Annotated in this window: 12 protein-coding genes; 4 read left to right on the top strand and 8 right to left on the bottom strand. The window is 66.6% G+C overall.

Features of this window, described 5'->3' with window-relative positions; translation table 11 throughout:
• Positions 1-39: 39 nt before the first annotated feature.
• Positions 40-1,314, bottom strand: coding sequence for an imelysin family protein (locus tag G342_RS0113965; protein ID WP_018183778.1), 1,275 nt, complete (start codon positions 1,312-1,314; stop codon positions 40-42).
• A gap of 41 nt (positions 1,315-1,355) precedes the next feature.
• Positions 1,356-1,868: a hypothetical protein gene (locus G342_RS0113960; protein ID WP_040878877.1), complete on the bottom strand. Its 513-nt coding sequence runs from the start codon at positions 1,866-1,868 to the stop codon at positions 1,356-1,358.
• A gap of 428 nt (positions 1,869-2,296) precedes the next feature.
• On the opposite strand from G342_RS0113960, the gene G342_RS26020 reads away from it, so the two are divergent.
• From G342_RS26020 to G342_RS0113935, 4 genes are read left to right on the top strand one after another with little or no spacing between them, the layout of a single operon-like run.
• Positions 2,297-2,563: a hypothetical protein gene (locus tag G342_RS26020; RefSeq protein ID WP_156830945.1), complete on the top strand. Its 267-nt coding sequence runs from the start codon at positions 2,297-2,299 to the stop codon at positions 2,561-2,563.
• Positions 2,564-2,567: 4 nt separating this feature from the next.
• The gene (locus G342_RS0113945) at positions 2,568-3,320 is read left to right on the top strand and encodes a metal ABC transporter ATP-binding protein (protein ID WP_018183774.1); all 753 of its coding nucleotides are present in this window, start codon (positions 2,568-2,570) and stop codon (positions 3,318-3,320) included.
• Positions 3,320-4,192, top strand: coding sequence for a metal ABC transporter permease (locus tag G342_RS0113940; RefSeq protein WP_018183773.1), 873 nt, complete (start codon positions 3,320-3,322; stop codon positions 4,190-4,192). The genes G342_RS0113945 and G342_RS0113940 overlap by 1 nt, the downstream gene beginning before the upstream one ends.
• Positions 4,193-4,222: 30 nt before the next feature.
• Complete coding sequence (locus G342_RS0113935; protein WP_018183772.1) at positions 4,223-5,197, top strand: metal ABC transporter substrate-binding protein; 975 nt, start codon at positions 4,223-4,225, stop codon at positions 5,195-5,197.
• A gap of 55 nt (positions 5,198-5,252) precedes the next feature.
• Here the strand turns inward: G342_RS0113935 and G342_RS0113930 are convergent, their stop codons facing one another.
• From G342_RS0113930 to G342_RS0113905, 6 genes are all read right to left on the bottom strand, one after another.
• Complete coding sequence (locus tag G342_RS0113930; RefSeq protein ID WP_026304429.1) at positions 5,253-5,837, bottom strand: protein-S-isoprenylcysteine O-methyltransferase; 585 nt, start codon at positions 5,835-5,837, stop codon at positions 5,253-5,255.
• Positions 5,838-5,846: 9 nt separating this feature from the next.
• Positions 5,847-7,043: a hypothetical protein gene (locus tag G342_RS24180; RefSeq protein ID WP_018183770.1), complete on the bottom strand. Its 1,197-nt coding sequence runs from the start codon at positions 7,041-7,043 to the stop codon at positions 5,847-5,849.
• A gap of 59 nt (positions 7,044-7,102) precedes the next feature.
• Positions 7,103-8,038 (bottom strand): sugar kinase, encoded by a 936-nt coding sequence (locus G342_RS0113920; RefSeq protein WP_018183769.1) that lies wholly within the window; start codon positions 8,036-8,038, stop codon positions 7,103-7,105.
• A 98-nt stretch (positions 8,039-8,136) separates the two neighbouring features.
• Entirely contained in the window at positions 8,137-9,312 is a 1,176-nt protein-coding gene (locus G342_RS0113915) for an iron-containing alcohol dehydrogenase (protein WP_018183768.1), read from the bottom strand.
• A 74-nt stretch (positions 9,313-9,386) separates the two neighbouring features.
• Complete coding sequence (locus tag G342_RS0113910; protein ID WP_018183767.1) at positions 9,387-10,790, bottom strand: aldehyde dehydrogenase family protein; 1,404 nt, start codon at positions 10,788-10,790, stop codon at positions 9,387-9,389.
• 24 nt (positions 10,791-10,814) lie between these two features.
• Entirely contained in the window at positions 10,815-12,179 is a 1,365-nt protein-coding gene (locus G342_RS0113905) for a glutamine synthetase family protein (RefSeq protein WP_018183766.1), read from the bottom strand.
• Positions 12,180-12,385: the final 206 nt, after the last annotated feature.

The raw sequence follows: 12,385 nt of genomic DNA, 5'->3' as shown, positions 1-12,385 counted from the left end.
CGCCGAGGATGAGACCGCGCTAACGCGGCGGACAGGGTGTTACTCGGCCGAGACGGCCGAGGGGTTGTCAAGGCTGTCGGAGCCTTCGACTTCGATCTTCAGGCCGAGGGCGGCGACCACCGCCTCGACGGCGCGGGTCTGGGCAACCAGTCCGTCGATCGCTTCCTGGACGATGGCGTTGCCGTTGTCGTTGCCGGCGCCGATCATCTGGTCATAGGCTTCGCCCTTGTCGGACGTATCCTTGAGGACCTGCATCTTGGCGGTGGTGACGGCGAGCGCGTCGTCGACCCGCTTGGCGGCGTCGGCGTTCTTGGCGGCCGCGAAATCACGGATGCTCGGGCCCTCGACGACCTTGCCGTCGGCGCGGGTGTACTTGCCCTGCCAGGCGGCGACCATGCCGGCCTGGTCGTAATAGTGGCTGTTGGCGGTGTTGTCCGAGAAGCAGTCATGCTCCTCTTCCGGATCGTGCAGGATCAGGCCGAGCTTCATGCGCTCGCCGGCCAGTTCGCCATAGGAGAGCGAGCCGATGCCGGTCAGGATGGTGGCGAGGCCACCTTCGTCACCCTTGGCGGCGAGCTGCTTGCGGGCTTCGCCATCGGCCTGCCAGTTGCCGACCATTTCCTCGAGGTCGGCGACCAGCAGATCGGTCGCGGCCTTCAGGAACTCGGCGCGGCGGTCGCAATTGCCGTTGGTGCAGTTCTTGGTGTCGAAGTCGGTGGCCGGGCGGTTGCCGGCGCCGGCATCGGTGCCGTTCAGGTCCTGGCCCCAGAGCAGGAACTCGATGGCGTGATAGCCGGTGGCGACATTCGCCTCGACGTCGCCGGCTTCCTGCAGCTTGTGCAGCAGCTCGGCGTTGATCACGCTGGCGTCGACCTTGTCTGGGCCGATCTGCAGTTCCTTGTTGGCGATGACGTTGGCGTTGTAGAGCGGGTTCGAATCCGAGCTGTCGCCATAGGACTTGGTATCGACATAGTCGATCAGGCCCTCGTCGAGCGGCCAGGCGTTCACGCGGCCTTCCCAGTCATCGACGATGGCATTGCCGAAGCGATAGACCTCGGTCTGCTGATAGGCCGGGCGCGAGGCCTTCCAGGCGTCGCGGGCGGCGGCCAGCGTCGCGTCGGTCGGGTTGGCGATCAGCGCGTCGACGGCGGCGTTCAGTGCCTTGGCGCCGCTGAGCGCGTCCTCATACTTCGCCTGGGCGATGTCGCCATAGTTCTTCAGCACGGCGCTGGCGGCCGGCGCATCGGCGGCCATGGCCGGCAGCGCGCCCGAAAGGGCCAGCACTGCCGTGGCGGCGAGGAGCATCTTCTTCATCTTCACAATCGTCTCCGGTGTGTGAAATCGTGCGGTGAATCTCAATGGAACTGCCGGCGGCAGGGGCGGGAGCCGATCTCGCGGATCACGGCGCCCGGCACGGGAATGAGGATCTGTCCGGTCTCGGCCAGCGCGTCGGCGAAGGCGCGGGTGGCGCGGACAACGTCGCCGCGCCCCTCCGGCGGCACCAGCCGGCCGAGCGCATGGCTCAGGCTGTCGTCGTCATGGTTCTGGCAGGCGGCGATCATGGTGACGGCGAAGCATTCGTCGCGGCAAAGGCGCGGGCACTCGGAGGGGGACAGCCCGGCCGGCCGATCCATCCAGGTCCGGAGCGTCGCGACCCAATGGGCCAGCGCCCCGAGCACCCGCGAACCTTCGGCGACGCCGAGTTCCTCGGCATAGAGGCTGGCGGCGCGTTCCCAGCACGCGACCGAACCGCGCTCGCAGCCCTGCATCCAGCGCCGCAGGCCCTCGACGACGAGCTTTTCCGGCGGGCGCTCCAGATAGTGGGACATCACGGCGCCGGATGTGTCGACAGGAATGCGCGTCGCCATCAGAAGGGGCCCCCGGGGCATGTCGGCCGGGCGGGCGAGAGGCAATGTCGAGACATCGAGACCATCGTCCACTCCAATCGGCAGCAGGAAAACTGCCGTCAAAGCGTCACCGATCGTGGCGCGGTTGGCCGACGTTTGAACCTGTTGTGTTGGCAAGTCAAGAATATGTAACAGTCTGAAATTATTCTAATTCCAGTATTGGCAAGTGTTACTTCGACGAAGTCTTGCTGATCCTTGTGATGCTGCTTCGAACTGTCGCGCCTTGCGGTGGCATGGAACGCGATGGCTGCCAGGCGCCGCTACGGCAGGTCGGCATTGCCTCGCCGCCGACCGGATGGTGTCGATCGCGGGAAAAATGGCAGCGGGGGCTTGTCTCGATTGAAATGATATAACATAACATGTCACAACAGCAGCGAGATGGATCCGCCATGGCACATGCGAGCGAGGGCGTCGGAGTGACCGACGGGCCGATTCCGGTTCCGGCTGGGCCCCATGGTCATGGCCAGGAACGGCATGGCCATGACCATGGGGCCCATGGCCATCACCATCATCCCGACACATCCAGGCCGGCCCGCGTCGCGTCGGCGCGCGTCTACCGGCATTCGATGTTCCTCGCTTCGGCGCTGGAACGGCTGGTGATCGCGGCGCTGCTGATCGGCGCCATCTGGGTCGGCATCCTGTGGGCGATCGGGTGACGGCATGCTGAAGCCATCCGCGCCGTCGATCCGCCTCGACAATCTGACCCTTTCCTATCGCCGCCATCCGGCCGTGCATCATGTCTCGGGCGAATTCCGGCCGGGCTCGTTCACGGCGATCTTCGGCCCGAACGGCGCCGGCAAGTCGACCTTGCTCAAGGGCATCGTCGGGCTGATCAAGCCGGATAGCGGCCGCATCGTTCTCGACGGCATCGCGCGCCACGACATCGGCTATCTGCCGCAGCAGAGCGCGCTCGACCGCTCGTTTCCGATGCGCGTGCTCGACGTCGCCGCGATGGGGCTCTGGCGCAAGGCAGGCATCTTCTCGTCGATCGGCCGCAAGTCGCTCGGCGCCGTCGAGGCGGCGATCGCCACCGTCGGGCTGACCGGCTTCGAGGACAGGAACATCGACACACTCTCCGGCGGCCAGTTCCAGCGCGCGTTGTTCGCCCGGCTCCTGTTGCAGGATACGCGGCTGATCCTGCTCGACGAACCCTTCACCGCCATCGACGCGCGGACCTGCGACGATCTGCTGGCCCTGATCGCCGGCTGGCACGCGGAAGGGCGCACGGTCATCACCGTGCTGCATGATCTCGACATGGTGCGCGAGCGGATCCCCGAAACCCTCCTGCTGGCGCGGGAAAAGGTCGCCTGGGGGCCGACGACCGAGGTGCTGACCGACGCCAATCTCGCCCGCGCCCGGCATCTGCACGAGGCGTTCGAGGACAATGCCGAACTCTGCGAGATGCCTGCGTGATGAGCTTCTATGACCTGGTTTTCGGGCCGTTCGCCGAGTTCGGCTTCATGCGCCGCGCCCTGATGGGCTGCGTCGCGCTGTCGATTTCCGGCGCGCCGATCGGCGTGTTCCTGGTGCTGCGCCGCATGAGCCTGATGGGCGATGTGATGGCACATGCGATCCTGCCGGGTGCTGCGATCGGCTTCCTGCTCTCCGGCTTCTCGTTGTTCGCGATGACGGTCGGCGGCGTCGCGGCCGGCCTGCTGGTGGCGCTCGGCGCCGGCGCGATCGCCCGCACCACACCGTTGCGCGAAGATGCGAGTTTCGCCGCCTTCTATCTCGTCTCGCTCGGTCTCGGCGTGATGATCGTCTCGATCAAGGGCTCGAACATCGACCTGCTGCATGTCCTGTTCGGCAACGTGCTGGCGCTCGACGATCCGTCGCTCTACCTGATCGGCGGCATCGCCACGGTGACGCTGCTGTCGCTGGCGCTGATCTACCGGCTGCTGGTGGCGGAGTGCTTCGATCCCGGCTTCCTGAAGAGCGTCGGCGGCGCCGGTGGCCTGGCGCATTTCCTGTTCCTGGCGCTGGTGGTGCTCAATCTCGTCGGCGGCTTCAACGCCCTCGGCACGTTGATGGTTGTGGGCCTGATCGTGCTTCCGGCCGCCTCCGCGCGGTTCTGGAGCGAAACGGTTCCGGGCCAGATCGGTGGGGCCGCCGTCATCGGCATCGTCTCCTCGGCCGCCGGCCTGCTGATTTCCTATCACGGCGAACTGCCGACCTCGCCGGCCATCATTCTGGTCGCCGGCGCCATCCATGCCGTGTCGATCCTCGCGGGGCGGCACGGAAGCTTTGTCCGTCAGGCGTTGCATGCGCGGCATCTGAGGGGCTGAGACACCTCTCTTTCACAGGAGTTCTACCCAATGAAGTCATCCCCATGGCTCATCGCGGCGGCGCTTGCCCTCGTCGTCGCGCTCCCTGCCCAGGCGGCCGAGAAGCTCAAGGTCGTCGCCAGCTTCTCGATCCTCGGCGATCTCGTCTCCGAGGTGGGCGGCGATCATGTCGAGGTCCGCACACTGGTCGGGCCGGATGGTGACGCCCATACATTCGAGCCCAGCCCATCGGACGCGAAGGCGCTCGGCGGCGCGGCGGTGCTGGTGGAGAACGGTCTCGGCCTTGAAGGTTGGCTCGGCCGCCTTGTCACCGTTTCCGGCTTCAAGGGCGAGACGGTCGTCGCCAGCGAGGGCGTGCGGACGATCGCCTTCAAGGGCGGTGACGCGCATGGCGCCGAGGAAGCGGCGCATGGCGACGAGGCGGGCCACGATCCCTCCGGTCATGACCACGCGGCGCATGAGGGCCATAGCCACGACGTCGATCCGCATGCCTGGCAGAACCCGCTGAACGGCGTCCTCTATGTGAGGAACATCGTCGCCGGGCTGAGCAAAGCGGATCCCGCTCATGCGGCCGACTACAAGGCGAGGGGCGATCAGCTCGCGGCGGCGCTGCAAGCGGTCGATGCGCGCTTCAAGGCTGAATTCGCCGCGATCCCGGAAGCCCGACGCAAGATCGTCACCAGCCATGACGCCTTCGGCTATTTCGCCGATGCCTACGGCATCCAGTTCGCCGCGCCCGAGGGTGTCAGCACCGAGAGCGAGGCCTCGGCCGCCGATGTCGCCAAGATCATCCGCCAGATCAAGGCGGAGAACATCAAGGCGCTGTTCGCCGAGAACATCACCGATCCGAGGCTTCTGAACCAGATCGCCCGCGAGACGGGCGTCAAGATCGGCGGCGCGCTCTATTCCGACGCGCTGTCGTCGCCGGAGGGCCCGGCGCCGACCTATCTGAAGATGTTCGAGAACAACGGCGCCGCTCTTCTCGCCGCGATGAAGGACGGCTGAGCCGGTCGATGGGCCGCGCCATTCCCGCTGGGACGGACGTGGCGCGGCCTATGCCTCAGTAGATGAACGGGATCAGCCGGGCGGTCTTGCGCGAATAGTCGCGATAGGTGCCGCCGAACGTGTCGAGCATCAGCTTCTCTTCCTTCTTCACGCGGAAGAAATAGAGGATGCCGATGCCGACGAGACCGGCGAGGCCGACGAACCAGTTCTGCAGCAACAACGCCTGCGCCACCGCCATCAGCCAGAACGAGACATACATCGGGTGTCGGACATAGTGGTAGACGCCGCTCGTCACCAGCGTGTGCTTGGCGCGGATCTCCAGGGTCGCCGACCAGTTGTGGCCGAGATCCTTGTGGCTGCGATAGAAGAACCAGAGATAGGCGGCCACCGCGACGACGCCGATCCAGGCGGCGATCGGCGAGAAGGGCAGGTCGGCGCCTTCGGGGAAGCCGGTGAGCGCCCAGATCGCCGGGATCAGGCCGACGCCGACCACCGAGATCGCCACCAGCGACTGCTGGCTGGCGCGGTCGCGCGAATCCACGATCTGGTGCTTCCGCGACCGGCGCTGGTGCGGGTAGCGGATGATGAACCAGATCACCAACCCGGCAACCCAACAGATCGTGGCAGCAAACGGCGTCATGTCGTCCTCTCAGGCTTCCGGAACATCGGGGCCGGAGGTCTCCGGCCGCATGTCTTTCGTAACCGTCTTCGTCGTCAGGGAGAAGCGGTCGCCAAGACGAAGCGGTCCGCAGCAAATCAGGAAGAAATCATAGAAGTAGCGGCGCGTGTTGCCCATGACGAACTGATAGTGCACACGGAAAAGACTGTTCCGGATGCGGCTGTAGTCGTCGGGCGCCAGCATTTCGCGCACCCGCACGATCGTGACATGCGGGAAAGGCCTGGAACCGGCCTTGTCGAGCCGCATCAGGCGGATCGGATCGGTCTTGTAGAAATTGACGACGTCGGTCAGCGCCTGGAATTCGAGCCATTTGATCGCCGGCTCCTGCCGGACGCATTCGATCCGCTCCCGAAGCACCTTGGCGGCCGGATGCAGGCCGAGCTGGAGCACGCAGGAGCCGACGGTCATGACGGCGATCGACGGACCGCGCCGGACGAGATCGGGGTCCTGCGCCAGCGCGCGCGCGAGCGCCTCGAGCGCGAAGACGCTGCCCTGGCTGTGGCCGACGATCAGGACCTCGTCGAAGCGCCCCGAAAGGGCCGCCTCGACGATCTCGCCGGCGAAACGCTCGACCCGCGCATTCATGTCGGCGCGGTCACCGCGCATGTACTCGCCCATGAAGGTGCGGGCATCGAGCAGATGGCTGACGAACCAGCGCCCGCCCGGCCAGCGCATCAGCCCGGCATAGATGGCGAGGCCGGCGAGGGGAGCGAGGATCGCCGCGCCCCAAGGATCGAGCCGCAGCACCAGCGAGGCGGCGAAGGCGGCGACGATGACGAAGGCGAGCGACAGCACGAAGGGAAAGAGGAAGTAGAGCGCGAAGCGCCAGGCCGCGAAGAAGTAGCGGAAGACGGTACCGGAAACGAGGAAATCGGCCAGCACGCCCAGCGACAGCGGCACACGCTGCCAGATCGGCCGGGCGAAGTCGTTCTTGACCAGATCGTCCCAGGCGAGCAGCCGGAAGTCGGTCCGGCTCGTCCAGCCGTCGGCTCTGGTGGCGATCTCCGTCCGCCAGACCTGGCCGTCGGCGGATTTTTCCGGCGCCGATACGGTTGCGTCGACGCCCCAGGTGTCGCGGAAATGGCCGAGTTCGCGAGCCTGGCGCCGGAAGAATTTCTCCGGCGTAACCGGGTCGTAGCCGCCGAGATAGAGGACGCAGCGATGCATCGGCCGTTTGGCCGATGCCGCGTCCCCTTCGCCGGGAGCTTTGACCGGTTCGCTTGCTTTCATCGGCGCTCGGCGAGCGCCGCTTCGACGGCGTTGCGGGTCGGCATCGGCGCGACGGCGCCATAGCCCTCGGTCGCCAGGCCCGCGGCGGCGTTGGCGTAGCGGGCGGCGGCGAAGGGATCGGCCGAACGGAGATATTCGGTCAGGAAAGCGCCGTCGAAGGTGTCGCCGGCGCCGGTGGCGTCGACCGGCTTCACGCGGATCGCCGGGATCACCATCCGCTTCTCCGCCGTCGCCACCAGCGCGCCGTCGGGGCCCATGGTGACGATGACGATCTTCGGGCCGAGGCCGAGATAGAAGTCGGCGATCTTGTCGGCGTCCTTCTCGCCCGTCAGCTCGAAGGCGTCGTCGGAGCTTGTCTTCAGAATGTCGGCGAGGCCGGCGGCGGCATGAATGACGGCGCGGGCGCGGTCGATCGGCCAGAGGCGGAGCCGGAGATTGGTGTCGTAGGAGACGAGCTTGCCGGCCTCTTTCGCGGCGCGCATCGCGGCGAAGACGAAATCGGCCGCCTGCGAGGAAATCGCCTGGCTGATGCCGGAGGTGTGGATCACCTTGGCGCCGCGAATATAGTCGCCCGGCAGTTCCTCCGGCGTCATCCGGCTCGCGGCCGATCCGGCGCGGCGATAGGAGAAGACGTGTCCTTCGGGGCCGTGGGTGACGAAATAGATGCCGGTCGGGGCGGTGCCGTCGCGCTTGACGGCGCTGGTGTCGACGCCTTCCTGCTTCCAGAGATCCAGGAAGGACTGGCCGAAATTATCGGTGCCGATCGCCGTCACATAGCCGACCGAGGCGCCCTGGCGCGCCGCCGCGATGGCGCAGTTAGACGTGTCGCCGCCATGGCCCGGCCGGAACACCACGTCGCCCTTGGCCTGGTTGAGTTCGAACAGGGGCTCGCCGATGCAGACGATGTCGGGGCTCTTGGCAGGGCTTGGCATTCAAGTTTCTCCGGACGCGAATGGCGCCCTTCATGGCGGTTCAGGCGCGGTGGTGCAAGGGCCGGCGCTACACGCGGGCCAGCCCGGGCGAGAGTTGATCAGAGCGATCCGTGGATGGCGTTCCGGAACAGGCGGTCATAGTCGGCCGCGACGAGCGGTGTCGGGTTGCCGCCATTGGAGGGATCGAGCTCCGCCATCCGGGCCGCGTCCGGCAGGATCGATTCGTCGACGCCGATTTCCTTCAGCGTATGCGGAATGCCGAGTTCGCGGCGCAGTGCCAGCACCCAGTCGACGACGCTGTCGGCCGACCGGCCGGGCAGGTCGAGATAGCGGGCGAGCGCCGCCAGCTTCTCGTCGATGGCAGGCTGGTTGAAGGCGAGCACATAGGGCATGACGACGGCGTTGGTTAGGCCATGATGGCTGCCGCGCAGGCTCGATGTCGGATGGCTCATCGCATGCATGGCGCCGAGCCCCTTCTGGAAGGCGACGGCGCCCATCGACGAGGCGATCAGCATCTGCGAGCGCGCCGTGATGTTTTGGCCGTCGGCGACCGCCGTCGGCAGCCAGTCCTTGACCAGCCGCATGCCTTCGAGCGCGATCCCGGCCGACATCGGATGGAAGAACGGGCTGCACCACGCCTCCAGCGAATGCGACAGCGCATCCATGCCGGTCCAGGCGGTGATCTTGGCCGGCAGGTCCACCGTCAGCTCCGGATCGGCAATGACGACCTTCGGCAGCATCAGCGGGTGGAAGATGATCTTCTTGGTGTGATCGCTCGGATCGGTGATGACGCCGGCGCGGCCGACTTCCGAGCCGGTGCCGGCCGTCGTCGGCACGGCAATGATCGGCGCGATGCCCTTGGGGTCGGCCCGCGTCCACCAGTCGGCTCGATCCTCGAAATCGAACACCGGCCGGGCCTGGCCCGCCATGAAGGCGATGGTCTTGCCGATATCCATGGCCGAGCCGCCGCCAAAGGCGATCACGCCGTCATGGCCGCCGGCCCGGTAGGCGGCGAGGCCGTCGTCCAGATTGGCGAGCGTCGGATTGCCGTCGACCTTCGAGAACACCGAGTAGGGGACCTTGGCCGCATCGAGGATCGCCAGCGCTTTGCCGACGATCGGCAGTGCGACGAGGCCGGGATCGGTGACGAAGAGCGGGCGCCCGATCCCCGCCGCGACGAGCGCCGCCGGCAGTTCGGCGATGCGTCCGGCGCCGAATCGGATGGCGGTCGGATAGGACCAGTTGGCGTTCAGCGAGGCATAATTGTCGAGCATGGCGGTCCTTGAGGCGATCGGTGGGGCTGTCCGGTAGGCGTGCCGGGCATGGCCGGAGATGGTTCTGCGGGCGATCAGTCCGTCCTGGTGCGCAGGTGAAAACTCTTCGGCCGGGTCAATTGCTCGTAACCGACCACCGAGAGGCTGGCGCCGCGCCCGGTTGCCTTGATGCCGGTCCAGGCGAGCGCCGGATCGACATAGTCGCAGCGGTTCATGAACACGGTGCCCGTTTCAAGGCGGTCGCCGATCGCTTCGGCCGCCTCCAGATCCTCGGTCCAGATCGCGGCGGTCAGGCCGAATTCCGAATCGTTCATCAGGCGGATCGCCTCGTCGTCGGACTTCACCCTCATGATGCCGAAGGCCGGGCCGAAGGTTTCCTCCATCATGAAGCGCATCGAATGGTCCACATCGACGAGAACCTGCGGCGCCAGATAGGGCGTGCCGGCTTTCGCTTCCGGGAAGTTTCTGACGTCGATCAGCGGCCTGGCGCCGGAGCGAACGGCCTCGTCGATCTGTCCCTGGATGAAGGCCGCCGCCGAGGCGCGAACCACGGGGCCGAGCGTCGTCGCCGGATCGGTCGGGCTGCCGAGCTTGTAGGCGTTGACGGTGGCGACGACGCCCTCGACAAAACGGTCATAGACCGCCTCATGCACATAGACGCGTTCCATAGCGCAGCAGGACTGGCCGGAATTGAAGAAGCCGCCATCGACAATGTTCTCGATCGCGAAGGCGAGATTGACGTCGGGCCGGACATAGGCCGGGTCCTTGCCGCCGAGCTCGAGGCAGGAGGCGGGGAAGTTCGGCGCGCCGGCGATCGACGCCATGACCTGGCGGCCGCCCGAGGTCGAGCCGGTGAAGCCGACCTGGTCGACGAGGCCGGAGCGGATCACCCGGTCCGTCGTCTCATGCGTCATGTTCACATACTGGAACACGTTTTGCGGCAGGGCTGCCTTTTCGAAGTCGCTGGCAAAGTGCTCGGCCACCAGCGCCGTCTGGCTCGAATGCTTCATGACGACGGCGTTGCCCGCGAGGATCGCCGGCAGCACGGCGTTGAGCGCCGTCATGTAGGGGAAGTTCCACGCCGGCAGGTTCAGGCAGACGCCGAGCGGCTCGCGGCGGATATAGCGCCGGAAGCCTTCCTTCGGCCCCGGATCGATATCGGCGAGCGACCTTTCGGCGATGGCGATCATGTAGCGGGCGCGTTCCTCGAAGCCGCGCATCTCGCCATGGCCGTAGCGGATCGGCCGGCCCATCTGCCAGGCGATCAACTCGGCCACCTTGTCCTTCTCCGCCACCATGGCGTCGACGAAGCGGCCAGCGATGGCGGCGCGTTCGTCGACGGTGGTCTCGCGCCAGTCGCGCTGCGCCGCCTTGGCCCGCTTCAGCACGGCGAGGACCTCGGCTTCCGAGGCCAGCGGCCGCTCGGCATAGATGGAGCCGTCAACGGGGGTGATGATCTGGAGGAGAGGGGCGTTCATGATCTTCTTCCTGCGGAAGGCGCTTCAGTAGCGCTCGAAGCCGCGCTGCAGTTCCCAGTCGGTGACACGGCGGTCATATTCGAGCTGCTCCCAGCGCGCCGTATGAAGATAGTGTTCGACGACGGCGTCGCCGAGGGCGGCGCGCAGCATGGTGGAGCCGTCGAGCGCTGCGATCGCCTCGCGCAGGGTCTTCGGCACGTCGCGCAGATGGCCGTCGTGATAGGCGTCGCCGGCAAAGGCCGGTTCGAGCTCCAGCGTTTCATCGATTCCGTGGAGCCCGGCGGCGATCAGCGCCGCAAAGGCGAGATAGGGGTTCAAATCGGCGCCTCCGATCCGGCATTCGGTGCGGATCGACTTGCCATGGCCGACGACGCGGAAGCCCGCCGTGCGGTTGTCGACCGACCAGATCGCCTTGGTCGGCGCGAAGGTACCGACCTGGAAGCGCTTGTAGGAATTGATGTAGGGGGCGAGGAACAGGGTCATCTCGCCGGCATGGGCGAGGTGGCCGGCGAGCCAGGATTTCATCGTCGCCGACATGCCGAGCGGGTCGAAATCATCGGCGAACAGGGCGGAACTGCCGGCCCCGTCCCAGAGCGACGAATGGATGTGCGAGGACGAGCCGGCAAGGTCGTAGCGCCATTTCGCCATGAAGGTGACGGCCCGGTTCTGGAGATGGGCGATCTCCTTGATGCCGTTCTTCATGATGACGTGCCAGTCGGCCATTTCGAGGGCCTCGGCGTAGCGGACATTGACCTCTTCCTGGCCCGGGCCCCATTCGCCCTTCGAATTCTCGACCGGGATGCCCGCTCCCGTCAGCCCGTTGCGGATGGCGCGCAGCAGCGGCTCGTTCTTGCTGGTCTGGAGGATTTGATAATCCTCGATATTGTCGCCCATCGTCTTGAGGCCGCGCCAGCGCTTGGCGCCCGCGCTCTCCGTCGTCTCGTCGAAGGCGTAGAATTCGAGCTCGGAGGCGAAGAGCGCCTGCATGTCGCGCGCCGCCAGCCGCTTCAGCTGCGCCTTCAGGATCGAGCGCGGTGCGTGGACGAGGTCCTCGCCATCATGGTCGCAGACATCGGCCAGCATCAGCGCGGTGCCGTCGAGCCAGGGAATGCGGCGCAGCGTCGAGATATCGGGCTTCAGGACGAAGTCGCCATAGCCCTTCTCCCAGCTGGCGGCGGCGTAGCCGGGCACCGGCTCCATGTCGATGTCGACGGTCAGGAGATAGTTGCAGGCATGCGTCTCGTGAACGGCGCTGTCGAGGAAGAAGCGGCCGGTGAAGCGCTTGCCGAGCAGGCGGCCCTGCATGTCCGGGAACGCGACGATCACCGTGTCGATCGAGCCGATGCCGATCTCGGCCTCGAGTTCCGCCAGCGTCAGATTTCCGGCCATGCTCGCCCCCTGCGCGGGGCCGAGACACCGTCGATCATCGGGCGCGGCGGCGCCACGAGACTTCCTGCAGCCGTGCGATGCATGCGTGCAAGCCCTGATCGGCGCGCCGGCCGCCTGCCGGGTGGCAGGCGTCTCCCCCGCGGCGCTGATCGCAGAAGGTTACAGCAGCCGGCACGCCGGTCAATCCGGCGCGCCGCTGCGGCAGC

This window comes from Kaistia granuli DSM 23481 (assembly GCF_000380505.1).
Taxonomy (GTDB): domain Bacteria; phylum Pseudomonadota; class Alphaproteobacteria; order Rhizobiales; family Kaistiaceae; genus Kaistia; species Kaistia granuli.
The sequence above is the reverse complement of the archived record's forward strand: the minus strand, read 5'-3'. Positions and strand labels throughout refer to the sequence as shown.

Coding starts and splice junctions, on each gene's coding strand:
- G342_RS0113965 (WP_018183778.1), bottom strand. CDS start 1,314: ATGAAGAAGATGCTCCTCGCCGCCACGGCAGTGCTGGCCCTTTCGGGC.
- G342_RS0113960 (WP_040878877.1), bottom strand. CDS start 1,868: ATGGCGACGCGCATTCCTGTCGACACATCCGGCGCCGTGATGTCCCAC.
- G342_RS26020 (WP_156830945.1), top strand. CDS start 2,297: ATGGCACATGCGAGCGAGGGCGTCGGAGTGACCGACGGGCCGATTCCG.
- G342_RS0113945 (WP_018183774.1), top strand. CDS start 2,568: ATGCTGAAGCCATCCGCGCCGTCGATCCGCCTCGACAATCTGACCCTT.
- G342_RS0113940 (WP_018183773.1), top strand. CDS start 3,320: ATGAGCTTCTATGACCTGGTTTTCGGGCCGTTCGCCGAGTTCGGCTTC.
- G342_RS0113935 (WP_018183772.1), top strand. CDS start 4,223: ATGAAGTCATCCCCATGGCTCATCGCGGCGGCGCTTGCCCTCGTCGTC.
- G342_RS0113930 (WP_026304429.1), bottom strand. CDS start 5,837: ATGACGCCGTTTGCTGCCACGATCTGTTGGGTTGCCGGGTTGGTGATC.
- G342_RS24180 (WP_018183770.1), bottom strand. CDS start 7,043: ATGCATCGCTGCGTCCTCTATCTCGGCGGCTACGACCCGGTTACGCCG.
- G342_RS0113920 (WP_018183769.1), bottom strand. CDS start 8,038: ATGCCAAGCCCTGCCAAGAGCCCCGACATCGTCTGCATCGGCGAGCCC.
- G342_RS0113915 (WP_018183768.1), bottom strand. CDS start 9,312: ATGCTCGACAATTATGCCTCGCTGAACGCCAACTGGTCCTATCCGACC.
- G342_RS0113910 (WP_018183767.1), bottom strand. CDS start 10,790: ATGAACGCCCCTCTCCTCCAGATCATCACCCCCGTTGACGGCTCCATC.
- G342_RS0113905 (WP_018183766.1), bottom strand. CDS start 12,179: ATGGCCGGAAATCTGACGCTGGCGGAACTCGAGGCCGAGATCGGCATC.